Origin of the sequence: Bradyrhizobium sp. S3.2.6 (genome assembly GCF_040546885.1) — a bacterium.
Classification (GTDB): Bacteria; Pseudomonadota; Alphaproteobacteria; order Rhizobiales; family Xanthobacteraceae; genus Bradyrhizobium; species Bradyrhizobium cytisi.
On the sequence record NZ_JBEPOS010000020.1, the window covers coordinates 100901 to 123614 of the forward strand.

20 protein-coding genes are annotated in these 22714 nt (G+C 64.3%); 11 read left to right on the plus strand and 9 right to left on the minus strand.

Translation table 11 applies throughout. The annotated features are described in order from the left end of the window. Positions 1-15 precede the first annotated feature (15 nt). The 3 genes from ABID58_RS28415 to ABID58_RS28425 all read left to right on the plus strand — a co-directional run bounded on the left by ABID58_RS28415 (position 16) and on the right by ABID58_RS28425 (position 2334). Complete coding sequence (locus tag ABID58_RS28415) at positions 16-579, plus strand: isochorismatase family protein (protein WP_354036181.1); 564 nt, start codon at positions 16-18, stop codon at positions 577-579. Positions 580-612: 33 nt separating this feature from the next. Beyond that, positions 613-780 (plus strand): hypothetical protein, encoded by a 168-nt coding sequence (locus ABID58_RS28420; protein ID WP_187435040.1) that lies wholly within the window; start codon positions 613-615, stop codon positions 778-780. Positions 781-951: 171 nt separating this feature from the next. Further along, entirely contained in the window at positions 952-2334 is a 1383-nt protein-coding gene (locus ABID58_RS28425) for an aspartate aminotransferase family protein (protein WP_354036124.1), read from the plus strand. A gap of 134 nt (positions 2335-2468) precedes the next feature. On the opposite strand, the gene rnd is transcribed toward ABID58_RS28425, so the two are convergent. Both rnd and ABID58_RS28435 read right to left on the minus strand, forming a co-directional pair. Then, positions 2469-3638 carry a ribonuclease D gene (gene rnd, locus ABID58_RS28430; RefSeq protein WP_148752980.1) on the minus strand — a complete coding sequence of 390 codons (1170 nt, stop codon included), beginning with the start codon at positions 3636-3638 and terminating at the stop codon, positions 2469-2471. Positions 3639-4058: 420 nt separating this feature from the next. Further along, positions 4059-5537, minus strand: a complete 1479-nt coding sequence (locus ABID58_RS28435; RefSeq protein ID WP_354036125.1) for a protein adenylyltransferase SelO — start codon at positions 5535-5537, stop codon at positions 4059-4061. Between the two features lie 198 nt (positions 5538-5735). On the opposite strand from ABID58_RS28435, the gene aspS reads away from it, so the two are divergent. Further along, on the plus strand, positions 5736-7607 hold the full coding sequence (gene aspS, locus ABID58_RS28440; RefSeq protein WP_354036127.1) for an aspartate--tRNA ligase: 1872 nt from the start codon (positions 5736-5738) through the stop codon (positions 7605-7607). 193 nt (positions 7608-7800) lie between these two features. On the opposite strand, the gene ABID58_RS28445 is transcribed toward aspS, so the two are convergent. Continuing rightward, on the minus strand, positions 7801-9771 hold the full coding sequence (locus ABID58_RS28445; protein ID WP_354036128.1) for an aq_1923 C-terminal domain: 1971 nt from the start codon (positions 9769-9771) through the stop codon (positions 7801-7803). Positions 9772-10017: 246 nt separating this feature from the next. On the opposite strand from ABID58_RS28445, the gene ABID58_RS28450 reads away from it, so the two are divergent. Both ABID58_RS28450 and ABID58_RS28455 read left to right on the plus strand, forming a co-directional pair. Further along, positions 10018-12327 carry an NADP-dependent malic enzyme gene (locus ABID58_RS28450; protein WP_148752984.1) on the plus strand — a complete coding sequence of 770 codons (2310 nt, stop codon included), beginning with the start codon at positions 10018-10020 and terminating at the stop codon, positions 12325-12327. 334 nt (positions 12328-12661) lie between these two features. Further along, entirely contained in the window at positions 12662-13114 is a 453-nt protein-coding gene (locus ABID58_RS28455) for a DoxX family protein (RefSeq protein ID WP_354036130.1), read from the plus strand. Positions 13115-13295: 181 nt separating this feature from the next. On the opposite strand, the gene ABID58_RS28460 is transcribed toward ABID58_RS28455, so the two are convergent. From ABID58_RS28460 to ABID58_RS28470, 3 genes are all read right to left on the minus strand, one after another. Further along, positions 13296-13850 (minus strand): dihydrofolate reductase, encoded by a 555-nt coding sequence (locus ABID58_RS28460; protein ID WP_354036132.1) that lies wholly within the window; start codon positions 13848-13850, stop codon positions 13296-13298. A 7-nt stretch (positions 13851-13857) separates the two neighbouring features. Continuing rightward, positions 13858-14871, minus strand: a complete 1014-nt coding sequence (locus tag ABID58_RS28465; RefSeq protein WP_354036134.1) for a polysaccharide deacetylase family protein — start codon at positions 14869-14871, stop codon at positions 13858-13860. A gap of 248 nt (positions 14872-15119) precedes the next feature. Continuing rightward, positions 15120-16799: a L,D-transpeptidase family protein gene (locus ABID58_RS28470; RefSeq protein WP_354036135.1), complete on the minus strand. Its 1680-nt coding sequence runs from the start codon at positions 16797-16799 to the stop codon at positions 15120-15122. A gap of 208 nt (positions 16800-17007) precedes the next feature. Here ABID58_RS28470 and ABID58_RS28475 point away from each other — a divergent pair, with 208 nt between their 5' ends. Continuing rightward, entirely contained in the window at positions 17008-17556 is a 549-nt protein-coding gene (locus tag ABID58_RS28475) for a CreA family protein (RefSeq protein WP_354036137.1), read from the plus strand. Between the two features lie 11 nt (positions 17557-17567). On the opposite strand, the gene ABID58_RS28480 is transcribed toward ABID58_RS28475, so the two are convergent. After that, on the minus strand, positions 17568-17762 hold the full coding sequence (locus ABID58_RS28480) for a hypothetical protein (protein ID WP_354036139.1): 195 nt from the start codon (positions 17760-17762) through the stop codon (positions 17568-17570). Positions 17763-17917: 155 nt separating this feature from the next. On the opposite strand from ABID58_RS28480, the gene ABID58_RS28485 reads away from it, so the two are divergent. Beyond that, positions 17918-18331 carry a hypothetical protein gene (locus tag ABID58_RS28485; RefSeq protein ID WP_354036187.1) on the plus strand — a complete coding sequence of 138 codons (414 nt, stop codon included), beginning with the start codon at positions 17918-17920 and terminating at the stop codon, positions 18329-18331. Between the two features lie 34 nt (positions 18332-18365). Next, entirely contained in the window at positions 18366-18731 is a 366-nt protein-coding gene (locus tag ABID58_RS28490; RefSeq protein WP_148752991.1) for a hypothetical protein, read from the plus strand. 3 nt (positions 18732-18734) lie between these two features. Here the strand turns inward: ABID58_RS28490 and ABID58_RS28495 are convergent, their stop codons facing one another. Together ABID58_RS28495 and pdxR are read right to left on the minus strand one after the other, a co-directional pair. Continuing rightward, positions 18735-18980 carry a DUF6719 family protein gene (locus ABID58_RS28495; protein ID WP_148752992.1) on the minus strand — a complete coding sequence of 82 codons (246 nt, stop codon included), beginning with the start codon at positions 18978-18980 and terminating at the stop codon, positions 18735-18737. Positions 18981-19047: 67 nt separating this feature from the next. Then, positions 19048-20517: a MocR-like pyridoxine biosynthesis transcription factor PdxR gene (gene pdxR / locus ABID58_RS28500; RefSeq protein WP_354036141.1), complete on the minus strand. Its 1470-nt coding sequence runs from the start codon at positions 20515-20517 to the stop codon at positions 19048-19050. 76 nt (positions 20518-20593) lie between these two features. Between pdxR and ABID58_RS28505 the strand changes: the two genes are divergently transcribed. Together ABID58_RS28505 and ABID58_RS28510 are read left to right on the plus strand one after the other, a co-directional pair. Further along, the gene (locus tag ABID58_RS28505; RefSeq protein WP_354036143.1) at positions 20594-21319 is read left to right on the plus strand and encodes a pyridoxamine 5'-phosphate oxidase family protein; all 726 of its coding nucleotides are present in this window, start codon (positions 20594-20596) and stop codon (positions 21317-21319) included. A gap of 52 nt (positions 21320-21371) precedes the next feature. Beyond that, entirely contained in the window at positions 21372-22649 is a 1278-nt protein-coding gene (locus ABID58_RS28510) for an ArgE/DapE family deacylase (RefSeq protein WP_354036145.1), read from the plus strand. Positions 22650-22714: the final 65 nt, after the last annotated feature.

A 22714-nucleotide genomic window follows, 5' to 3' on the forward strand; every position in this document is an offset into this window, starting at 1 on the left:
GCTCGGCGCAAGATGATGCCGGTCTCTCTCCACGACGATCCGCTGGTCCTGGTCTGTGCGGACCTTCAGGTCGAATATCTGACCCCCGGGCGTCGCCACGTCATTCTCGATGGCGACGCCGCCATCTCGCGCTGCCTGGAACTGCTGACGCTGTGGCGCAGCAACCACTGGCCGGTGATGCATTTGAAGCGTATCGCGCAGGCTGCGTGGTTCAATCCGTCATCCAGGCTGACCGATTGGATCGCGGAAGCGAGGCCGCGTCCGGGCGAGATGACGTTCGAGCACCCGTTGCCCTCGGCCTACAGCTCGTCGCGTTTCGTGGACTACATGTCCAGCGTCCGCAATGTGCGTTGCGTGGTAACGGGCTTTTCGCTCGACGAGACCATCCTGGCCACCGTGGTCGAGGGATTTCACCGCAGCCACCGCTATCAGGTGGTCGTCGATGCCACGGCCTGCCGGCAGCCGGGAACGGGCGAGGCGGCCGCCTACAAGCAGTCGGTGGTGAATGTCATCGCCAACTTTGCTACACTCCAGTCCAGCGCCGAACTGATCAGAATCAGCGGCGCCGTCGCAGTCTGAGAGACGCGATCGGCGGATGGATGGGGTGGGACATTGTCTCGGGAGGACGAGCTCAAGGAGCTGGCGAACGAGCTGTCGCGTGCCGTCGAGACGGCGCGCCGGGTAGGCCTGTCCACGACCGTCTATCTGCTGTCGATGGCGCTGGTCGAGGTGCGGGAAGCTGTAGCAGACGGCGAGGGAGATGACGACGGCGCGGCCTGAGCGCCGTCTGGTGTGCGGCTTTGTGCATCGCTGCTGAGCGCTTGCTGCCGACGAATTGGCGTTGCAAGTTTTCCCTCGCCGCAATAGCCAAGTAGCCTGATAACCTAGCCTGATAACCGATCGATGGCGTTGGCCGTGCCGGCGACGTGATGACTTGAGGGATCCCTGCAAATGTCCATGCTGCCCAATTCGCAAGAAGCCCGCGATGTGGCCTACCAGCTCCACGCCTACACCAACGCGCGCGCCCATCAGCAGGCAGGTCCCCTGGTGATCGAGCGCGGCGAGGGCCCCTACGTGTTCGATGCGTCGGGCAAACGCTATTTCGAGGCGATGGCGGGCTTGTGGAGCGTCGGGCTCGGCTTCAACGAAAAGCGGCTGGTCGAGGCCGCGCACAAGCAGATGCAGGCGCTGCCGTTCTATCACACCTTCTCCGCCAAATCGCACGGGCCCTCGATCGACCTCGCCGAGAAGCTGGTCGCGCTCGCGCCGGTGCCGATGAGCAAGGTGTTCTTCACCAATTCCGGCTCGGAGGCGAACGACACCGTCCTCAAGCTGATCGCCTATCGTTCGAATTCGCTCGGTCAGCCCCAGCGTAAGAAGATCATCAGCCGCATGCGCGCCTATCACGGCGTCACCATTGCCTCGGCGAGCCTCACGGGCCTGCCCAACAACCACCGTTCGTTCGATCTGCCGCTGCCGAACATCCTGCACACGGGCTCGCCGCATTTCTACAAGGACGGCGCGCCCGGCGAGAGCGAGGAAGCCTTTGCGACGCGCCGGGCCGAGGAGCTCGACGCGCTGATCCAGAAGGAAGGGCCTGATACGATCGCGGCCTTCATCGGCGAGCCGGTGATGGGGGCGGGCGGCGTCATCGTGCCGCCGGCGACCTATTGGGACAAGATCCAGGCGGTCCTGAACAAGTACGACATCTTGCTGATCGCCGACGAGGTGATCTGCGGCTTTGGACGCACCGGCAAGATGTTCGGCTGCGAGACCTATGGCATCAAGCCCGATGCGATCGTCGTTTCCAAGCAGATCACCTCGAGCTACTTCCCGCTGTCGGCGATCATCATGAACGAGCGCATGTTCGAGCCGATCGCGGACGAGAGCAACAAGATCGGCGTGCTCGGCCACGGCTTCACCGCCGGTGGCCATCCGGTCGGCTCGGCGATTGCGCTGGAAAACCTCAAGATCATCGAGGAGCGCGGCCTGGTCGCGCATGCCGCCGAGCTCGGCGGTTACATGCAAGGCAAGCTGCGCGAGCTGACCAGCCATCCGCTGGTCGGCGAGGTCCGCGGCGTCGGCATGATCGCAGCGCTCGAGCTCGTGCTCGACAAGGGCCGCAAGACCGCGGCCGCGACGCCCGGCGCCGTCGGCGGCATGGCGAGCCGCATGCTGCAGGAGCGTGGCGTGATCTCGCGCAACATGCTGGACGCCATCGCCATCTGCCCGCCGCTGATCGTCACCAAGGCTCAGATCGACGAGCTGATCGCGGCGATATCAGGCGTGTTGAACGACATGATGCCGGAAGTGGCGAAGCTGCCGCAGGCGTAGGCTCTCTTCGTCATTGCGAGGAGCGAAGCGACGAAGTAATCCAGACTGTGTCCGCGGAGACGGTCTGGATTGCTTCGCTTCGCTCGCAATGACGACGTTGAGAATTGCGTACCCAACGCTGTCGCCGTCACCCCTCAGGCTGACGGTTTGACCGCCTCGACCCGCTGGACCCCGATCACGCGGCCCTTCTCGATCGCCAGCGCCAGCTCGCCGCGCTTGAGCTTCAGTGCGGCGTCGCCGAACAGCTCGCGGCGCCAGCCGCGCAGCGCCGGCACGTCGGCCTCGTCGTCGGCTGCGATCTCCTCGAGATCGTCGACGGTTGCGATCACCTTGCTCGCGACAGCATGGCGCTCGGCGGTCATGCGCAGCAGCACCTTCAGCAGCTCGACGGTCGCAGCACCATTGTTGTTGTTGCGCGGCTTCTCCAGCTTCGGCAGCGTGGAATGGTCCCGCGCCAGCCCGCGCTCGACCGCGGCGACGATGTCCGCGCCCCATTTGGACTTCTCAAAGCCCTTCGGCACCGAGCGCAGATGGGCGAGCTTCTCCAGCGTGTTCGGCGCATGGGTGGCGATGTCGCTGATGGCTTCGTCGCGCAGCACGCGCCCGCGCGGCACGTCGCGGCTCTGCGCCTCCTGCTCGCGCCAGGCGGCGACCTCCATCAGCACCGCGAGGTCCTTTGGCTTGCGCACCCGCGTCTTCAGCCGTTCCCAGGCGCGCTCGGGATGGAAGTCGTAGGTTTTGGGCGAGGTCAGGACTTCCATCTCGATGGAAACCCATTCGCTGCGGCGGCGCTTCTTCAAATCGGCGTCGAGCGCGGCGAAGACGTCGCGCAAATGCGTGACGTCGGAGACCGCGTAATGCATCTGCTCCTTGGTCAGCGGCCGGCGCGACCAGTCGGTGAAGCGATGGGTCTTGTCCGGGCGGTGGCCGGCGACCTTCTCGACCAGCGCGTCATAGGCGATGCTGTCGCCATAGCCGAGCACCATGGCCGCGACCTGGGTGTCGAACACAGGATGCGGAATGATGTTGGCCTGATGCCAGATGATCTCGATGTCCTGACGCGCGGCGTGAAACACCTTCAGCACGCCCTCGTTGGCCATCAGCTCGAAGAACGGCTTGAGGTCGATGCCCTCGGCCAGGGTGTCGATGACGATCGCTTCCTCGGGGCTCGCCATCTGCACCACGCACAACAGCGGGTAATAGGTGGTTTCGCGCAGGAACTCGGTATCGACTGTTATGACGGGATGCTTGGCCAGCCGGCTGCAGGCAGCCGCGAGGTCAGCGGTGGTGGTAATCAAATCCATGAACGGCCCATGACACTTGGTATCAGCCGTTCTGCCGAAAGCGCTGTGATGTCAAGGGGCTCTAAGCGAATTCGAGCCTTGCATTGGGACTGGAATCGCTCTTTTCCGCCAAAAATCCTATTCGTAACGGATCCGGTGCGAGGATTTGCGGGCGCAGGGCAACGCCACCACGACCAGGCACATGCCAACCAGCGCCAGACCCAGGAACTCGAAAACCAGCAAATCCACGGCGGAAATCTCCAGAAACACCGTTAGATTTGTCGGCTGTGCATTGAGGGTCTGTTAATTCTAATGGTTACCGCCGGCGGTCCGGCTGCGATGGTGGACGGGAGGTTAACGCGGCCTTCGGGCCCGCCATCACGTCGTGAGCTTCGGCAGGGTCGCGGTCAGGGCATCGACGGCGGCAGATGAGTTCGCGGCTCACGTCCCGCAAAACGTCTGCAGCACGCGCTGATCCGGCAGCGGTGGATCGGCGTAGGCGGCGTACTCGGGTTGCTCCTCGTACGGCTTCGCCAGCACCTTCACCAATTCCTCGAACGGCGCGTAGTCGTCGTTGTTGACCGCGGCCTGGATCACGGCCTCGACGCGGTGGTTGCGCGGGATGAAGACGGGATTGACGGCGTGCATCGCCGCTTGCCGCTCTGCCGCAGACTGCGGCTCCAGCGCCGTGCGCTCGCGCCAGCGCCTGGCCCAGTCGTCGAAGGCTGAGGGATCCATGAACTGCGCGCGGACATCGGCAACGGCAGCCTCGTCACCTGCGGCATCGCCGAGCTTGCGGAAAGTCAGGGTGAAGTCGGCCTCGTTCTTCGTCATGGCGTCGAGCAGGTCCTGGATCAGCGCCTCGTCGCCGTCGGCCTCGCTGAACAGGCCCACCTTTCTGCGCAAGCCGGCCTGATAGGCCTTGCTGAACGTCTCGGGAAATGCGCCCAGAATCTCCTGTGCCTGCTCGACCGCCTTCTCCTGCTCTTCGCCGAACAGCGGCAGCAGGCATTCGGCGAGCCGCGTCAGATTCCACAGCGCGATGCGCGGCTGGTTGGCGTAGGCATAGCGGCCGGTCTCGTCGATCGACGAGAACACTTGCGCGGGATTGTAGGCATCCATGAAGGCGCAGGGGCCGTAATCGATGGTCTCGCCGGAGATGGAGGAGTTGTCCGTGTTCATCACGCCGTGGATGAAGCCGACCAGCAGCCAGCGTGCGACGAGCTCCGCCTGACGCGCGACGACGCCGGCAAGCAAAGCGTGATAAGGCCGCTCGGCGTGAAGCAGGTCCGGATAATGCCGCGAGATGACGTGGTCGGCGAGCCGGCGGATCGCATCGGTATCGCGGCGGACGGCGAAGAACTGGAAGGTGCCGACCCGGATATGGCTGGAGGCAACGCGCGTCAGCACCGCGCCGGGCAGTGCGGTCTCGCGGATCACGGGCTCGCCGGTGACGACGGCAGCCAGCGACCGCGTGGTGGGAATGCCGAGAGCGAACATCGCTTCACTCACGATATATTCGCGCAGCACCGGCCCGAGCGCGGCGCGGCCGTCGCCGCGGCGGGAGAAGGGGGTCGGGCCCGAGCCCTTGAGCTGGATGTCGCGGCGCACGCCGTTTGTGTCGATGACCTCGCCGAGCAGGATCGCGCGGCCGTCGCCGAGCTGGGGCACGAACTGCCCGAACTGATGGCCGGCGTAGGCCATGGCAATCGGATCGGCGCCGGCGGGAACCGTCTTGCCGGCCAGAATTTCGGCGCCCTCCGCCGTCTCCAGCAGATCAGGATCGAGCCCGAGCTGGACCGCCAGCGGCCGGTTCAGCTTGATCAGCCGCGGCGCGGCCACAGGGGTCGGCGCGACGCGGGCAAAGAAGCTGTCCGGCAGCTCCGAATACGAGTTCTGGAAGGGGAAATGGACCGTCATGGCCTCAAGATAGGGCTGGAACGGCGGATGGCAAAGGCTTGGGCCCCGATTGGCCAAAAATGGCCGTCTCCAGCCCCAAAACAGCCCGTTCCCTTGGTTGCCGCGTCCAGCCTCGTCGGGTAAACCCTGCCGCAACGTCGGACCGGCTGTGACAAGGTCGTCCGATTCGCTTCCTCCGACATTTATTTTGGGACGACCATGCATCGCTACCGGTCACATACATGCGGCGCGCTCCGCGAGAGCAACATCGGCGAGACGGTTCGCCTCTCGGGCTGGGTACATCGCGTTCGCGACCATGGCGGCGTGCTGTTCATCGACCTGCGCGACCATTACGGCCTGACCCAGTGCGTGGTCGATCCGGACTCGCCGGCGTTCGCGCTGGCCGAAAAGCTGCGTTCGGAATTCGTGGTCAAGATGGACGGCAAGGTCCGCCGCCGCCCCGAGGGCACCGACAATGACGACCTGCCGACCGGCAAGATCGAGATCTATGTCACCGAGATCGAGGTGCTGGGCCCTGCCGGCGACCTGCCGCTGCCGGTGTTCGGCGACCAGGAATATCCCGAGGACATTCGCCTGAAATACCGCTTCCTCGACCTGCGCCGCGAAAAACTGCACCAGAACATCATGACGCGCGTCGAGATCATCAAGTCGATGCGCCGGCGCATGGAGGGGCAAGGCTTCTTCGAGTTCAACACGCCAATCCTGACCGCGTCCTCGCCGGAAGGCGCGCGCGACTTCCTGGTGCCGTCGCGCATCCATCCCGGCAAGTTCTACGCGCTGCCGCAGGCGCCGCAGCAGTACAAGCAGCTCTTGATGATGTCGGGCTTCGACCGCTACTTCCAGATCGCGCCCTGCTTCCGCGACGAGGACCCGCGCGCCGACCGTCTGCCCGGCGAGTTCTACCAGCTCGACGTCGAGATGAGCTTTGTCACGCAGGAAGACGTGTTCGCGGCAATGGAGCCCGTCATCACCGGCGTGTTCGAGGAATTCGCCAAGGGCAAGCCGGTGAGCAAGGACTGGCGGCGGATTCCGTTCGCGGAAGCGCTGCGCAAATACGGCAGCGACAAGCCGGACCTGCGCAACCCCATCGAGATGCAGGACGTCTCCGAGCATTTCCGCGGCTCCGGCTTCAAGGTGTTCGCGCGCATGTTGGAGGACCCCAAGAACCAGGTCTGGGCGATCCCGGCCAAGGGTGGTGGCAGCCGAGCATTCTGCGATCGCATGAATTCGTGGGCACAAGGGGAGGGCCAAGCTGGACTTGGTTATATCTTCTTCGCGCAGGAGAAGGGACCCGAGGAAGGCAGCGTTCGTGAATCGATCATGAAGGCTCTTCATGAGCATGGCGAGCACGATATTGCCAAGTGGATGGAGCTTCAGGATCTAGTTGTCGGAAAAGGGCCTGTCGCGAATAATCTGGGTGTCGGGCGTACCACCGTGCTGCGGCACAACCTTGGGCTTGAAGCGGGAGACGCCGTCTTCTTCGTCGCCGGCGATCCCGACAAGTTCTGGAAGTTTTCAGGGTTGGCCCGCAACAAGGTCGGCGAGGAATTGAACCTCACCGACAAGGAGCGGTTCGAGCTCGCCTGGATCGTCGACTTCCCGATGTACGAGTACAACGAGGACGACAAGAAGGTCGACTTCTCGCACAATCCGTTCTCGATGCCGCAGGGCGGCCTCGACGCATTGAAGGGCCAGGACCCGCTGACCATCAAGGCGTTCCAGTACGACATCACCTGCAACGGCTACGAGATCGCCTCGGGCGGCATCCGCAACCACGTGCCGGAAGCGATGGTGAAGGCGTTCGAGATCGCAGGTTACGGCGAGCAGGAAGTGGTCGACCGCTTCGGCGGCATGTACCGCGCCTTCCAGTACGGCGCGCCGCCGCACGGCGGCATGGCCGCGGGCGTTGACCGCATCGTCATGTTGCTTTGTGGCACCAACAACCTGCGCGAGATCTCGCTGTTCCCGATGAATCAGCAGGCCATGGACCTGCTGATGGGCGCGCCCTCGGACGCCACCACCAAGCAGCTCCGCGAGCTGCATGTGAAGGTGAACCTGCCGCAGAAGTGAGGGCTCGTGCCTCTCTCCGCGCTTGACCCGCCGAAGCTTCAGCGAAGGCGGAAGCGGGGAGAGGCCGCGTTGCCTCCACATCGTCATTGCGAGCGCAGCGAAGCAATCCAGAATCTTCCCGCGGAGGGACTCTGGATTGCTTCGTCGCAAGAGCTCCTCGCAATGACGAAGGAGAGAGCTGCGTCTCGTTCCCCTACAGCCCCGTCGATGCCTCGATCCTGAACTGCGCCAGCGCGACGATCGGGCCGCTGTTCAGCGCATCCATGAGCTGAAGCACCGGCATCTTGCCGAGCGGCGTCAGCTTGATGGTGAGCGTCTGGTCCGAGGTCGAGACGAAGCTTGCGATCGCATCGACCGCTGCCCTCGCATCGAGATTGGAGGCCGCGACCTTCTCGCCCTGCGCCCGGATCATCTCCACGATGGCGCTGCGTGCCGCGTCGCGGCTGACGTTCTGCGTGCGCGCGAACTGCGTCACGACGAGATCGACGCCACCATTGTCGCGCAGTGAGAACTCGAGCGTGTCAGCCTCGATCCGGGCGGCCTGACCCATAAGCTGAGCGGGATCGGCCGAAAACACCTCACGTGGCACACTGCCGAGCGCGATACGCAGTTGCGCTTTTGCGATGCCTCCGATGTCGAGCGTTGCCGGCGCCAGAGCAAAGCTGTTGGAGGACTCGGTCCAGGCTGCGCCGAGATCGAGGTCGATCGCGAGCTTGTCGAGGCCGGCGGCAATCAACGTTAGCTGCTTCGGATCGGACGGATCGGTCGGCGTGACAAATTTGGCCACCGCATGCGCCTTGCTCGGGATCGAGCCGACCAGCTGACCCCAATCCAGGCTCAGCGTGTCGATCGTGACCAGCTTCTTGGTGGTCTTGAACGGCGCGGTCACGCCCTTGATTTCTGCGCCTGAGAGCACGCCGAAAAGGCCCAGGATCTGCTCCGGTGAGGGCGTTTGTCCGGGATTGCTGAGGCCCGCCCCCAAGCGCATCAGTTTTGCCGCGCTGAACGACTTCAGCGCGAAGCGCTCCATCTTGAACTGGCCCTGCGGGCCCGGCGTGTCGACGCCCTCGATCGCGAACTCGCCGTCGTGGTATCTGATCGCGTTGACCTTGCCGATCCCCTGCGGCGTGCCGACCGAAATCTTGCTGACTTCGGCCTTGCCGATGCGAACACCCTCATAGATTCCGGCGATCTTCTCCAGCGTTTCGCGCGACTGTGCCGGCGTCGGAACGGCCGATTGATCCTGCGACAGCGCGTCAAATCGCTCGGCTAGCCGGAATTTCGACGGTTGCACGTCGAGGTCCTCCATCACGAAGCCGTCGATATCGATACGCATCCCCTGAGCCGTTTTGAGCGCATAGGGGCCGGCCAAGATTTGCCGGTAGACGCGGTGATAGGTCTCGTCATTGCTGGTCTGCGGATCGAGCGCGGCGATGATCGCGGTCGCATCGAAATCGTTGACGATGATGTTCGACACCTCGCCGGTCAGCTTATCCGGCCTGCCCGGCTGCTTCACGTCGATCGAGATGGCGGCGCGGTCCGCCTTCATCGCATCGATCTTGCCTTGCTTCAGGTTCTGGATCGTCAATCCGGAATAGGTGATCTCGCCGCTGCCGCCGGGACCGCTGCCGGAATCGAAGCTCATCGTCAGCGTAGGCGCCGTGAGCGAGGACGCCGCGACGCTTGCGTATTGACCGAGCACGTAGCGGTAGAGGTCGACCAGGGAGCCGTTCGCCGGCGCAGTGCCGATGTGAAGGGGGCCGGCATAGTCGCGCATCGTCAGCTGCGGGACTTTGTAGGACGCCTTCACCTTGGCTGGGCCGATCTGGTCCAGTGCGACTTCGAAGCCGGTGATGTCGATGCTGTCAGCCGAAATCCTGGTGTCGTCGATCTGGCGGACGCCGGTGCCCTTGATGCCGGCGATCTTGACCTGCGCTTGCGGTTGATTGCCGGGCGTGACCGCGATGTCCTCGATGGTGAGCGTCCGGCTCATCAGGTCGAATTCGACCTTGCGGTGGCTGGCCTTGCCGCCTTGCTTGCGGATCTGCTCGAAAGCCGTTTCAACCTCGGTGGTGACGCGGTGCTGGACGTAGAGGCTGAAGCCGAACCATCCGCCGGCGGCAAGCACGGCGACAGCGATCAGGCCGATCAGGATCCGCTTCATTCCCAGCTCCAGTTGCTCGTTGCGCGCTGCACAACCTGCCATATTCGGGAAACGTTACGAGGTCCAGGGAAAGCTAGCGTCATCAGATATTTGAGCCTGCGCCCTGTTGATGGGATCGCAATCGGATGTTGCCACCGGGGCGCCCGCCGTGCTTCATCCCGTTTCCACGACCCGGAAATACCGTCCGCTTGGAGGGCTGCTCCGGATGAGGCATTTTGTGGCCGGTAACGCGAGGCAAGAGACCGCATGTCGTCCTATTCTGATGATCTCCACCAGGCGGCGCTGGCCTATCACCGTCTGCCGCGTCCCGGAAAGCTCGAGATCCAGGCAACAAAGCCGCTTGCGAACCAGCGCGACCTCGCGCTCGCTTACTCGCCTGGGGTGGCGGCTGCATGCACCGAGATCGCCAAGAACCCGTCGGAGGCCGCAACGCTGACGGCTCGCGCCAATCTGGTCGCCGTGGTCTCCAACGGCACCGCGGTGCTCGGCCTCGGCAATATCGGCCCGCTGGCCTCGAAGCCGGTGATGGAAGGCAAGGCGGTCCTGTTCAAGAAATTCGCCGGCATCGACGTGTTCGACATCGAGATCGCCGCCGACACCATCGAGCGCGTGGTCGAGACCGTGGCGGCGCTCGAGCCGACCTTCGGCGGCATCAATCTGGAGGACATCCGCGGGCCTGAATGTTTCGAGATCGAGGCGCAGCTGAAGGAGCGCATGAAGATCCCGGTCTTCCATGACGACCAGCACGGTACCGCTATCATCGTCGCCGCCGCCGTCACCAACGCCCTGCGCCTCAACGGCAAGAAGCTCTCGGACGTCAAGATCGTGGCGTCGGGGGCAGGGGCTGCCGCGATCGCGACGCTCAACCTGCTGGTCTCGATGGGGGCGCAGCGCAAGAATATCTGGGTCTGCGACATCGACGGCCTCGTGCATGAGGGCCGCAACACCACGATGGACCGCTGGAAGGCGGTCTATGCGCAGAAGACCGACAAGCGCACGCTTGCCGACGTCATCGGCGGCGCCGACATCTTCATCGGACTTTCGGCGCCGGGCGTGCTCAAGCCCGAGATGGCCAAGGCGATGGGCGACAAGCCGCTGATCATGGCGCTCGCCAACCCGACGCCGGAGATCATGCCGGAGGAGGCGCGCAAGGTGCGCCCCGACGCGATGATCTGCACCGGCCGCTCCGACTATCCGAACCAGGTCAACAACGTCCTCTGCTTCCCCTTCATCTTCCGCGGCGCGCTCGATGTCGGTGCCAGCGCCATCAACGAGGAGATGAAGCACGCCGCCGTCGAAGCCATCGCGCAGCTCGCGCGCGAGGCGCCGTCGGATGCGGTCGCGCAAGGCTTTGACACCGGCGAGACGCAGGGCTTCGGTCCGGGCTCTCTGATCCCGAGCCCGTTTGATCCCAGGCTGATTCTCCGCATCGCGCCCGCTGTGGCCAAGGCTGCGATGGAGTCCGGCGTCGCGACGCGGCAGATCACCAATTTCGACGAATACACCGCGCTGCTCGAGCGCTTCGCCTTCCGCTCCGGCCTCGTCATGAAGCCGATGTTCGCCAAGGCCAAGACCCAGCCGGTGCGTGTGATCTACGCCGAAGGCGAGGACGAGCGCGTGCTGCGCGCCACTCAGGTGGTGCTGGAGGAGAATGTGGCGCGGCCGATCCTGGTCGGCCGTCCCTCCGTGGTGGAAGCCCGCCTCGACCGCTTCGGCCTGCAGATCCGCGCCGGCAAGGATTTCGACCTCGTCAATCCCGAGGACGATCCGCGCTATCGCTCCTACGTACAGTCTTACGTCGAAGTCGCCGGCCGCCGCGGCGTGACACCGGATGCGGCACGCACGGTGGTGCGTACGAATAACACGGTGATTGCTGCGCTCGCGGTGATGCGCGGGGAGGCGGACGCCATGCTCTGCGGCGTCGAAGGCCGCTACATGCATCATCTGCGTCATGTCCGCGAGATCGTCGGCTTTCAGGCCGGGGTCAGCGACTATGCCGCGCTGGCGCTGCTGATCACCAGCAAGGGCGCGTTCTTCATCGCCGACACGCAGGTGCGGCCCAATCCGAGCGCAGAAGAGCTCGCCGAGATCGCCTCGCTCGCGGCGGTGCATGTTCAGCGCTTCGCGCTCAAGCCCAGGATCGCCTTCGTCTCGCATTCCGATTTCGGCAGCTACGACACCGACTCCTCGCGCAAGATGCGCCAGGCGACCCAGCTTCTGAGAGAGAGGCATCCGGAGATCGAGGCCGACGGCGAGATGCAGGGCGATACCGCGCTCTCCGCTGCGGCGCGCAAGATGGTGCTGCCGCACTCCAAGCTCGAGGGCGAGGCCAACATCATGATCATGCCGACGCTCGACACCGCCAACGTCGCCTATCAGATGATCAAGTCGCTGGCGGACGCGCTGCCCGTCGGCCCGATCCTGATCGGCCCGGCGCGGCCCGCCCACATCCTCACGCCCTCGGTGACCGCGCGCGGCATCCTCAACATGACGGCGGTGGCCGTGGTCGAAGCGCAGGAGCGCGCGGCCCGGCAGCAACCGACGTTGTTCACGTAGGAGCGGGCTGCGCGTTCGGCGTCTCTCGGAGGCGCGGTCGTTCCGCAAGCTCGTCATGCCCGGGCTTGTCCCGGGCATCCACGTTCCGTGTGGGGCGAGGTAAGTCGTGGATGGCCGGGTCAAGCCCGGCCATGACGGTGAGAGTGGGATGGGCGCGTTCGCCCCGGTCGGTTCGATTCCGCTAGGGAGCGCCAAGGGCACCGTCTTCGCCGCCAATTTTGAATTACTCGCAGTTCGCCATTTCCCCGTTTGTAAACCGGCTCACTAGTCTTCATAATCGCTCGGTACTCTCGTCAAGACGCCGATTTTAAAAGCCTGAGCCAAGAGGCCGACCATGCCAGCGTTCGTGACTTTTGGGCGAATCCTGTTCGCCGTGCTGTTCATCTACACGGGCGCAACGAAACTGATCGCCATCCAGGCGACGGCCGATTTCATCGCCACCAAGGTCGTGGTGCCCGATGTGATCGCGCCTTACGCCAAGCAGGTCGAGACGGCGACCGCGATGACCATGCCGCAGCTTTTGGCGATCGCAGTCGGCGGGCTCGAGGTGATCGCGGGACTGATGATCGCCTTGAATTTCGGCACGCGCTTCTTTGCGATGCTGCTGATCATCTACACCGCGGTCTCGACCGTCCTGTTCTACGACTTCTGGAATCAGCCGGCGCCTGAAAATGCCAAGATGGTAATCGACGCGCTGAAGAATCTCTCCATCATCGGCGCGCTCTTCATGATCATGGGCTATGGCCGCGCCACGCGTTCGGCCGAGACGGCCTACGGAGACGTGTAGGCGGAGGACGGGCCCCGCCTGGTCCCTGACCACGCGCTGCCATGATGCCATTCTGCCCCTGTTTTGCCCGACGGGGCAAGCAATATTCGCAAAAAGCGAAAATGGTCGCGCCGACAGGCGCCTGGCTACTGTGCATGGGGTTGTTTTCGTTTTTTTGTGGAAGCAAGCCCTAAGGGCTTTGCTAATCCGTTCGACGCCACGGCGTGACGGTCACGCCATGCGCGGCGTCGAGCAGATACGGCGTGCCCGGCTTCATCCCATGCGACGCCAGCACCTCGTGCGGTGTCCGCTCCGGCACGCCCACGAAACAGCCTTCGCCGCCGGCGAGCTGCACATGCGGGGCTTCCGACAGCCAGAACGTGTCGAAGCGGTCCATGAACATGTCGAACACGAGGGGGCCGCCAATGACCGCGATCCGTCCCGAGGCGACGTCGGCAAAGGCGGCAGCCTCTTCGAAGCTTGCATGATCCGGATTCCACAGCGTCGCGTTCGGCATCTCCGGATCGACGGTGAGGGCCTTGATCTTGCGGGTGGCGATCAGCCGCTTGCGCTTGGACGAGTTCGGGTGCTGCTCATGCGAGTTGCGGCCGTGCACGATCAGCGCTGCGCCGTCGAGCGCCTGCTCGAAGAACAGCTTGTCGCCTTCGAACTTCAGGCTGTCGGGCATGACGCGGCTGGCGTCGGCGAGCATGCCGTCCGCCGAGACGATGACGTAACCTTCGAAATGGAAAGACAAGCGACGGCTATTCGGAAACGGTCGTCACCACGGAATTGACCGGGCGCGTGCTCACCGTCGGCAGCTTGACGTCCTTCATCAGCTCCTGGTCGTATTCGGGGAGCGAGGCGACCGGCGCCTTGGCGCGCATCGCTACCACCTTGTAGCCGGCGGCCTTGAGACGGTTCAAAAGCTCGGGCAGGGCTTCCGCGGTGTGCTTCTGGAAGTCGTGCATCAGGAGGATGCCCTTGCCCTTCTTGTCGAGCCCCTTCATCACGGTGTCGATCACCTTCTCGGGCTTCGAGGCCTTGAAGTCGAACGAGTCGATGTCGCAGGAGAAGATCGCGACGTTGCGGTTGCCGAGATAGGTGACCATCTCGGGCGGATGCTGCAGCGCCGGGAAGCGGAAGAACGCTGCGGGCGAGATGCCGCCGAGCGCCCATTTCACGGCGCTGATGCCCTTCTCGATCTCTTCCTTGCGCTGCGCTTCGGTCAGCTTCTTGTTGTTGAGGTTGGCGTGCGACCAGGTGTGGGTGCCGACGGTGTGGCCGGCCGCGTAGACCTGCTTCAGGATCTCCGGCTCGTAGGTGGCGTGCTTGCCGATCGAGAAGAAGATGCCGGTGGTGCACTGGTCGGCGAGCGCCTTCAGCACGGCGGGCGTGTTGTGCGGCCAGGGACCGTCGTCGAAGGTCAGGACGACCTCCTTGTCGCGCAGGAAGTCGAGTTCCTTGAAATGCTCGAAGCCGAAGCCGGGACCGCCTGTGGTGTCGATCTCCACCGTGCGGGCGACGCCCAGCGCGTCCGGATTGTTGCAGGCCGCGCGCGCCGGCTGCGGCGCTTGTTGCGGCGGAGGCGGGAACGCGGCGGCTTGCGGCGCGGGCGCTGCGGCAGGGGCTGCAGCGGGTGCCGGAGCCGGAGCAGCGGCCGCGGGGGCAGCCTGGGTGGCGGCTGCGGGTTTCGCGGCCGGGGTCTGCGACCACGCCGCGCCTGTCAGCGCAACCGATATCGCGCTTGCCAAAATCAGTCCTGCCGCCACACGCATGGTGTTGTCCTCGAGATTGATCCCGTTGTTCCGCCGCGGCTTTTCGCCTCCGGCAAAACCTATCCTGCCCCTGATCATCCTAGCCTAGTTGGTGGCCCATCGCCATTGCAACGGCTGTTTGGCGCTTCGCCCCAATTGTGCCCAAGGTTCCCCCGGATGTGACCCGGCACGCAGCCTGCTCCGGCGAGACGACCGGCCGGCTCAACACCGCGTTATCTGACGCGGTGCCAAGCTTAGCGCAGCCCGGCTCAGTACAGGCGGACGATGAAGTCGGTGCCTTCGCCGGTCTCGCCCTGGTTGATGCCCTGGTCGGAGACGATGACCGAGCCGCCGGTGGTGAGCAGCTCGTTGATCTTCGCCATGGCGTCGGCAGGAATCGTGATGCGATCCAGTGCCTCGGTCGGGCTGTCCGGAGTAATCACCGGCTTTGCGGCAACGGGGATCACGGCGGCGCCGCGCTGGCGGCGCGTGACGTGACCGTCGTCCTCGCGCGCGGCGGCACGAACGGCAACGGGCAGGGACACCACCGACCAATGCAGCGCATTGGCATCGGTCTTGTCGATCTCGGCGGTGAATACGTGGGTGCCGAGTGGCCGGTCGCTTGCCGCGATCGTCACGGGCACGTCGAACAGCGGCGCAAAATTCTGCCGCACGTAGAGCTTGGAATCCTTGCGGCTGATGAACGCCGCAATCTGACCGGTCCGCTTCGGCAGGTCCGGCTTCACGGACGGCGCGGGATCGGCAACGCGGGTCTGGTCCTTTTTTGCCTCCGGCGAAGCGGCCTGGGCGGGCACAATTGCCGTCACCGCCGCGTCGGGCTTGTTCTCGGTCGTCGCCGCGTCAGCCTTGGCCGGCTCTGACTTCGCGGCCTCGACCTTGTCAGCCGGCTTCTCGTCCGGGGTCGCCTTGGCAGCTTCCGCAGGCGTCGCTTCTGTGCTCGCTGCATCAGCGGGCTTGGCAGCCTCGTCCGTCGCCGCTGCCGCGTCTGGCTGCTTGGCCGGCTCGGAGGCCTCGGCGGACTTGGTGTCAGCCTTGACGTCAGTCTTGACCGCTTCCTCGCGGACCGGCGCATTGCCCGTGGTCACATCCGACATCACGGTATGGCCAACCGTGGAGCGCAGCTCGAGCACGCCGTCGGCGCTGGCGGTCTTGGTCTCAAACGACTTGGTCTCGACGGGCTTGGCGTCCGTGACGTTGGTTTCAGGCGCACCCTTGTCCGCCTTGTCGCCAACGCTCGTCGTCGGCTCGACGCTGGCAGCCGGCTGCGGCGGGACGCGCAGCGAAGCGAGCATCGGATGCGAGAAGTTTTGCGGCGTCATCTGGCCGGGCGTGACGATCACGCGCGCGCCCATCTTGGTCCAGTTCCACATTTTCACGGCGAATGCCATCGGTATGCGGATGCAGCCGTGCGAGGCCGGATAGCCCGGCAGCACGCCGGCATGCATGGCGATGCCGGACCAGGTGATCCGCTGCATGTACGGCATCGGCGCGCCGCTATAGATGTTGGAGTGGTGGAATTTGTGCTTCTGGATGACGCTGAACACGCCCATCGGCGTCGAGTGGCCCTTCATGCCGGTCGACACCGGCGACTCCGCGAACACGCCGCTGGAATCGTAGATCGTCACTTTCTGCCGGTCGATCGAGACGACGATGACGAGCGGACCCCGCGGCTTCGCGTCGGTCTCCTTCTCGACGCGCGCCGCGTTCTTGGTCTTGGCTGCCGAGCCGCGCTTCTGCGGCTTCTGCTGTGGCTCGTCGGGATGCCGCACCGGCCGCGCGTAGTAGGACCCGTCCGAATAATCCGGCGTGTAATAGAACGCTGCTTCTGCCTGGCTGGTCGTACCGATCGCACCCGCGGCCGTCAAAACGACGAACTGCCACAGCCGTGCGGGCGCGGCGGCAAAACGGGACCCGTTCACGCTAGTCATTCCTCGAATCCGTAATCCAAATCAGACATTAGTCTCGCAGAGGGGATACGCGTTCACCAGCAGGGCGGTTCTGCCATCAGCTACTTTTGTCCAAGACGTAGCAAAAAAGCCTCACGGAGCGGTAAACGGCGGCCGCGCCCGGATGCCATCGTCTTCCTGAACGATCACCCCATACCTACATTGCCGGGACTTCTTACCGGAGAACTTCATGTCATCTCGTTTCCCCGGTCTTTCCGGCATCCGCTTGAAAGGCCTCGCTTTATTGCTTCTGGCTCTGGCCGTGCCGGTGGCGTCCGCGCAAGCCGCCGACGAGCCGGATCTGATCTTCCGTCGCTCCACCGTGTTCAAATGGATGAGCCCGAATGACAAGCTTGCGACCTACGGCCTCGACGACCCCGAAGTCGAAGGCGTGGCCTGTCACTTTACCGTGCCTGAGAAGGGTGGCTTCAAGGGGTGGCTGGGTCTGGCCGAGGAGGTTTCTGACGTCTCGCTCGCCTGCCGCCAGATCGGTCCGATCAAGTTCAGGGACAAGATGGAGCAGGGCGACGACATGTTCCGCAAGCGCCGTTCGCTCTTCTTCAAGAAGATGCAGATCGTGCGCGGCTGCGACTCAAAGCGCAATGTGCTCGTCTACATGGTCTATTCGGACAAGCTGATCGAGGGATCGCCGAAGAACTCGACCTCGACGGTGCCGATCATGCCGTGGGGACCGGCCGACGCGAACGTCCAGAAGTGCGGCGACTTCTTCACTCAGTGACGCACTTGCGTTCACTCAGTGACGGGATCGCGGCTGACGCGCGGTTTCGCATGGTGCGAGCCGCTCAGCCGCACGAACGCCTGCGGCGCGGCCTCGTAGCCGCGGCCTGATTGCAGAGCCATCGACCCTGGCGAAGCGGCGCGTTGATCGGCGCGGTCGTTCCGTTCGGCCGCGTCGCGCGCCATTGCGCGATCTTGCGCCATCATGGTGGCCATTCCTCACATGTGCCCGGTTGACGGGCCTTTCGGTTCTCGAAGGCTTCGGTCGTGCCCGGCGAGCTCCGGGTTCATCAGCGGGTCCGGCCTTCGCTTGCGGTTCTCTTCAGCAGAAAACCGTAAAATGCATGTGAAGCGCTGACGTCGTGAATGTGACCGCGTCACCTCAACCTGTATGGATGGTTGCTCCCAAGTGGTTCAAACTGTCACGCGCCCTATCTGGAATGATTGATGTTTTCCGGGAATTGTTTCGTCAGATCGCGGGCGACGAAACAATTCTCACCGGGAAAGAAACCATTTTCGGCTTTGGGCGCATCACGGGAGAAACCGCGGATGGTTATCAGCTTCACAACGACGACGGCACACCGCCGACCACGCAATTCGGGGACATATCCATGCGCGCGCTCAGCTTCATCCTTGCTTTCGGCTTCGTGCTCGCCGGTTCCTCGTTTGGCGGCGCGCCGGACGGTAGTCTGCCCGGTATCGGCACCTTCCAGTACAGCGGCTCGCCGGTGACCACCACGGCGCCTCAGCCGATCGTTCTCGCCGCGCGCTTCTGATCAGCAACAAGAAAATCAGCCGGCAAAAGCCATCATGTACCTTCGTCTCTGCGCTGCAGCGGTCCTCTCCCTTCTGACGATCAGTTCCGTCCAGGCGCAGGTGCGCGCGCCAACCCGGCTGCCCGACCCGCGCACCGAATTCGTGCGGCAATGTGCCCCGCGCATGCTCGGGCGCTGGGAGCATCCGGAGGAGGTCTGCGGCTGTCTGCATGATCATGCCGCGGCCGCGGTCGAGGATCGCGACCTGCGCGAGGCGCTGCTGCGCGGCATCAGTGAGACCGGCGTTCCCACGATCGAGACCGATTGGGTGCCGGCGGCAAAGCAAAGCGAAATCGGCGCGACCTTCACCAAGATTGCCAAGCCGACCCTGCAGTGCATGTTCGACCCGGCGAAGTCGTAGCGGTTACTTGGACTTCGGACCGTACCGCGCCACGCAAGAGCTGGTTCGCACGACGCCTTTGTCGCTCATCTTCGAACCGCGAACTTCCTTGACCTGTCCGGCCGGGCAGGTTCCATCATCCACCATCACGCGCTGACCAAGCTTGAGATCGACGATGTCCTGCTCGCGCCCGACCGTGGCCGCGTGTGCCGCCGTCGCGAGCATGGCGGAGATCAGGACTGAGAGACAGGCTGCACGACAGGGTGACATCATGAGGGATTCCGGCGTCGGTGCAGCAATGTAGGGAGCGGCACACGATTCTCATAGTGGACCTTTGTCACGCCCGCCGGCCCGCCTTGCTTTTGTTGCGCAAGGCCGCGCGCGCTTCCCGCGCGAGCCTTTCGGCGGAGGCGACGAGTTGTGGAACCGCGTGCCCGGAAAATCCCAGCACGAAGCCGGGAAGCGGCCGCGCCCGCGCATAAGTGTCGGCGAGCAGCCAGCCCTCTGCGCCCGCGGCCTGTTTCGCTTCGGCCGCAACCGCTGGCGCAACGGCCGGATCAAACTGCGCCACGAGGTGCAGGCCCTGCGACGGCACCGGGACCGACAGCGCGCCATCCGATGCCGCTTCGAGCGTTTCGGCCAGTGCATCACGCGCCTCGCGGTAAAGCTTGCGCACGCGCTTGAGGTTTGCGGCAAACGCGCCGGAATTGAGCATATCCGCGACCGCGCCTTCCATCAGCGTTCCGGGAAAACGGTCGAGCGCGGCGCGCGCGGCCGTGACGTCGCCGATCAAGCGTTCGGGCAGGGCGCAATAGCCGATGCGCAGTCCCGGAAACAGCGTCTTGGCAAACGTGCCCATGTAGATCACGCGCTGGAGGTGATCGATGCCGGCGAGCGACTTCAGCGGCGCGCCGTCATAGCGGAACTCGCTGTCGTAATCGTCCTCGAACACGAAGGCGCCGGCCTGCTTCGCCCAGTCGAGCAGCTCCAGCCGCCGCGGCATCGACATCTGCACGCCGAGCGGAAACTGATGCGACGGCGTGACATAGGCCGCGCGTGCGGAAGGCGCGCCCGTGCGGCCCCTCGCGATTTGCAGGCCATGGGCGTCGACGGGAATGGGCACAATGCGATAGCCGCATTGGGCGATGGTCCGGCGCGCAATGGGATAGCCGGGGTCCTCGCACCAGACCTGATCGTCGGCCTTCAGGATCGTGCCGAGAGCGATGCGCAGCGTGTGCAGCGTTCCTGATGTGAGCATGATCTGGTCGGGGTCGCAGCGCAGCCCCCGCGCCGAGAGCAGATGATCTGCGATCGCGACGCGCAACTCGCGGCTGCCACGCGGATCGCCGTAATGCAGATGCTCGCTACCAAAGGCGCGCATGCGTCGGCCAACGAAAGCGCGAAAGCGCTGTACCGCGCGCTCGTCGATATGGGTGCAGCCGAGCGAGAGCGCGCCTTGCTTTGGCGCCTCGACAATCACCTTCGGCTTCTTCTGTATGGCCGCGCGCGCCGGAATGCGCGCGGCAACGAACGTGCCAGAGCCGACGGTCGCTTGCGCGAACCCGTCGGCGATCAGGCGCTCGTAAGCCGTGACGACCGCGTTGCGCCGAAAGCCGGTTTGTTTGGCGAGCGTGCGCGACGGCGGCAGCGGCTCGCCAGGTTTGACCAGGCCAGAGACGATCATCTCGCACAGGGCCTGGTACAGCCGGTGCGCTGAGGAGGCGCCGGCGGTGATGTGCGGGCCAATGAGATCGAGCGGCAGCTCGGCCTTGGCAGGGACGAGAGAATTGGTCGGAAGTTTTTGCATGGAATTGGCACTATCGCAGACCAAATGCGCAGCTACAACCGGTCTCGAATTCGTCCAATTCTGATGAGGAGCGGCCGTGAGCCAGACCGAGAGCCAAGATTTCTATCCGACGTCAGCGCGCAATCAGGTGAAGCGCCGGCACGACCGCGGCTTTTACGATTACGAGACGGTTCATCGCATCCTCGACTCCTCGATGCTGTGCCATGTCTCCTACGTCATCGACGGTCAGCCCTATTGCACGCCGACCTTCTTCTGGCGCGAGGGGATGAAGCTCTATTGGCACGGCTCGAGCGCGAGCCGCATGTTGCGCAACCAGACGAGGGGCGAGCGGGTGTGCCTGACGGTCGCCCATCTCGACAGCCTCGTGCTGGCGCGCTGCGGCTTCAATCATTCCGCCGACTACCGCGCGGTGATGGCGTTCGGCACCGCCTATCTCGTGACCGACCCCGCAGAGAAAGAGCGCGCCGTGGTCGCGATGGTCGACCGCTTCTTCCCGGATCGCACCGCGAGCCTGCGGCCCAGCAGCACCCCGGAGATCAAGGCGACCTCCTTCATCGCGATGGAGATCGAGGAAGCGTCCGCCAAGGTCCGCGCCAAGGGTGTCGCCGACGACGATGAGGACTACGAATTGCCGGTCTATGCCGAGCGCATTCCGGTTCGCACCGTTCTCGGCGCGCCGGAGCCGTGCCCGCGGCTGCTCGACGGCGTGAGCAGGCCGGCAACGCTGAATGGCTATTCGGAAGGCCGACTGCTCGAAGATGCATTGCGGGATGCTTATTTTGTGGAGTACCCGAACGGCTGAAATCGGCTAGCTTGCGTGCACCGTTGACCAACTGGATGCCCGGAGTTGCCTGATGAATGCCGAAACGCAGCAGAGGATTCTTGACGCCGTCGATGCCGGCTTCGAAGCCCAGCTTGCGACCACAAGCGATTTCGTTGCGATCCCTTCGACCCGCGGGGCGGAGGGGCCGTGCCAGGACATGATCGGTGATCTGCTGCGCGCGCGCGGCTACGAGGTCGACGACTGGCACATCAATGTCGACGAGCTCAAGGATCTGCGCGGCTTCGGGCCGATCGAGCATGATTTCTCCAAGGCACGCTCGGTGGTCGGCACCTATCGTCCGAACACCGAGGCCGGCAAATCGCTGATCCTCCAGGGGCACTGCGACGTGGTGCCCGCGGGACCGCTGGAATTGTGGGACACACCGCCGTTCTCGCCTGTCATCAAGGACGGCAAGATGTTCGGCCGCGGCGCCTGCGACATGAAGTCGGGTACCATCGGCGCGCTCTATGCGCTGGATGCGATCAAGGCGGCCGGCTTCAAGCCGACTGCGCGGATTCACTTTCAGTCGGTGATCGAAGAGGAGAGCACCGGCGTCGGCGCACTTTCGACGCTTCAGCGCGGCTACCGGGCCGATGCCTGCTTCATCCCCGAGCCCACCGCCGGCAAGATGGTACGCTCGCAGGTCGGCGTGATCTGGTTTCGCCTGCGCGTGAAGGGCCATCCGACCCATGTCGCCTTTGCCGGCTCCGGCTCCAATGCGATCATGGCGGCTTATCACCTCGTCCATGCGCTACAGAAGCTCGAGATCGAGTGGAACGAGCGCGCCAAGGCCGATCGTCACTTCAATACGCTCAGCCATCCCATCAACTTCAACCCCGGCATCATCAAGGGCGGCGATTGGGCCTCCAGCGTGCCGGCCTGGTGCGACGTCGATTGCCGTATCGCCATCCTGCCGGGTTGGTCGGTCGCCGATCACCAGAAGGAGATCATGGCCTGCGTTGCCGCTGCCTCGCGCAACCACCGCTTCCTCGCCAACAATCCGCCGGAGGTCGAATGGTCGGGCTTCCTGTCGGAAGGCTATGAGTTGACCGATTCCGCGGCACCGGAAGCCGCGTTCGGCAAAGCTTTTAACAAGGTCTATGGCGGCGCGGTCGAAGATCTCGTCTTCACCGCGCTCACCGATACCCGCTTCTACGGCCTCAACTACGGCATCCCCAGCCTGTGCTTTGGCGCCAGCGGCGGGGAGATGCACGGCTTCAACGAATATGTCGATCTGGACTCGCTGAAGCAGACCACCAAGGCGATGGCGCTGTTCATCGCGGAATGGTGCGGGGTGGAGAAGGCGTAAGCCTCTCTCCTTTGTCATTGCGAGGAGCTCTTGCGACGAAGCAATCCAGACTGCCGCCCCGGAGG

Bases quoted from the DNA above. Each gene is read 5' to 3' on its own strand.
- ABID58_RS28470 (WP_354036135.1), bottom strand. From the start codon at position 16,799: ATGACTAGCGTGAACGGGTCCCGTTTTGCCGCCGCGCCCGCACGGCTG.
- ABID58_RS28475 (WP_354036137.1), top strand. From the start codon at position 17,008: ATGTCATCTCGTTTCCCCGGTCTTTCCGGCATCCGCTTGAAAGGCCTC.
- aspS (WP_354036127.1), top strand. From the start codon at position 5,736: ATGCATCGCTACCGGTCACATACATGCGGCGCGCTCCGCGAGAGCAAC.
- ABID58_RS28435 (WP_354036125.1), bottom strand. From the start codon at position 5,537: ATGACGGTCCATTTCCCCTTCCAGAACTCGTATTCGGAGCTGCCGGAC.
- ABID58_RS28510 (WP_354036145.1), top strand. From the start codon at position 21,372: ATGAATGCCGAAACGCAGCAGAGGATTCTTGACGCCGTCGATGCCGGC.
- ABID58_RS28425 (WP_354036124.1), top strand. From the start codon at position 952: ATGTCCATGCTGCCCAATTCGCAAGAAGCCCGCGATGTGGCCTACCAG.
- ABID58_RS28465 (WP_354036134.1), bottom strand. From the start codon at position 14,871: ATGCGTGTGGCGGCAGGACTGATTTTGGCAAGCGCGATATCGGTTGCG.
- rnd (WP_148752980.1), bottom strand. From the start codon at position 3,638: ATGGATTTGATTACCACCACCGCTGACCTCGCGGCTGCCTGCAGCCGG.
- ABID58_RS28455 (WP_354036130.1), top strand. From the start codon at position 12,662: ATGCCAGCGTTCGTGACTTTTGGGCGAATCCTGTTCGCCGTGCTGTTC.
- pdxR (WP_354036141.1), bottom strand. From the start codon at position 20,517: ATGCAAAAACTTCCGACCAATTCTCTCGTCCCTGCCAAGGCCGAGCTG.
- ABID58_RS28480 (WP_354036139.1), bottom strand. From the start codon at position 17,762: ATGATGGCGCAAGATCGCGCAATGGCGCGCGACGCGGCCGAACGGAAC.
- ABID58_RS28445 (WP_354036128.1), bottom strand. From the start codon at position 9,771: ATGAAGCGGATCCTGATCGGCCTGATCGCTGTCGCCGTGCTTGCCGCC.
- ABID58_RS28415 (WP_354036181.1), top strand. From the start codon at position 16: ATGCCGGTCTCTCTCCACGACGATCCGCTGGTCCTGGTCTGTGCGGAC.
- ABID58_RS28495 (WP_148752992.1), bottom strand. From the start codon at position 18,980: ATGTCACCCTGTCGTGCAGCCTGTCTCTCAGTCCTGATCTCCGCCATG.
- ABID58_RS28450 (WP_148752984.1), top strand. From the start codon at position 10,018: ATGTCGTCCTATTCTGATGATCTCCACCAGGCGGCGCTGGCCTATCAC.
- ABID58_RS28490 (WP_148752991.1), top strand. From the start codon at position 18,366: ATGTACCTTCGTCTCTGCGCTGCAGCGGTCCTCTCCCTTCTGACGATC.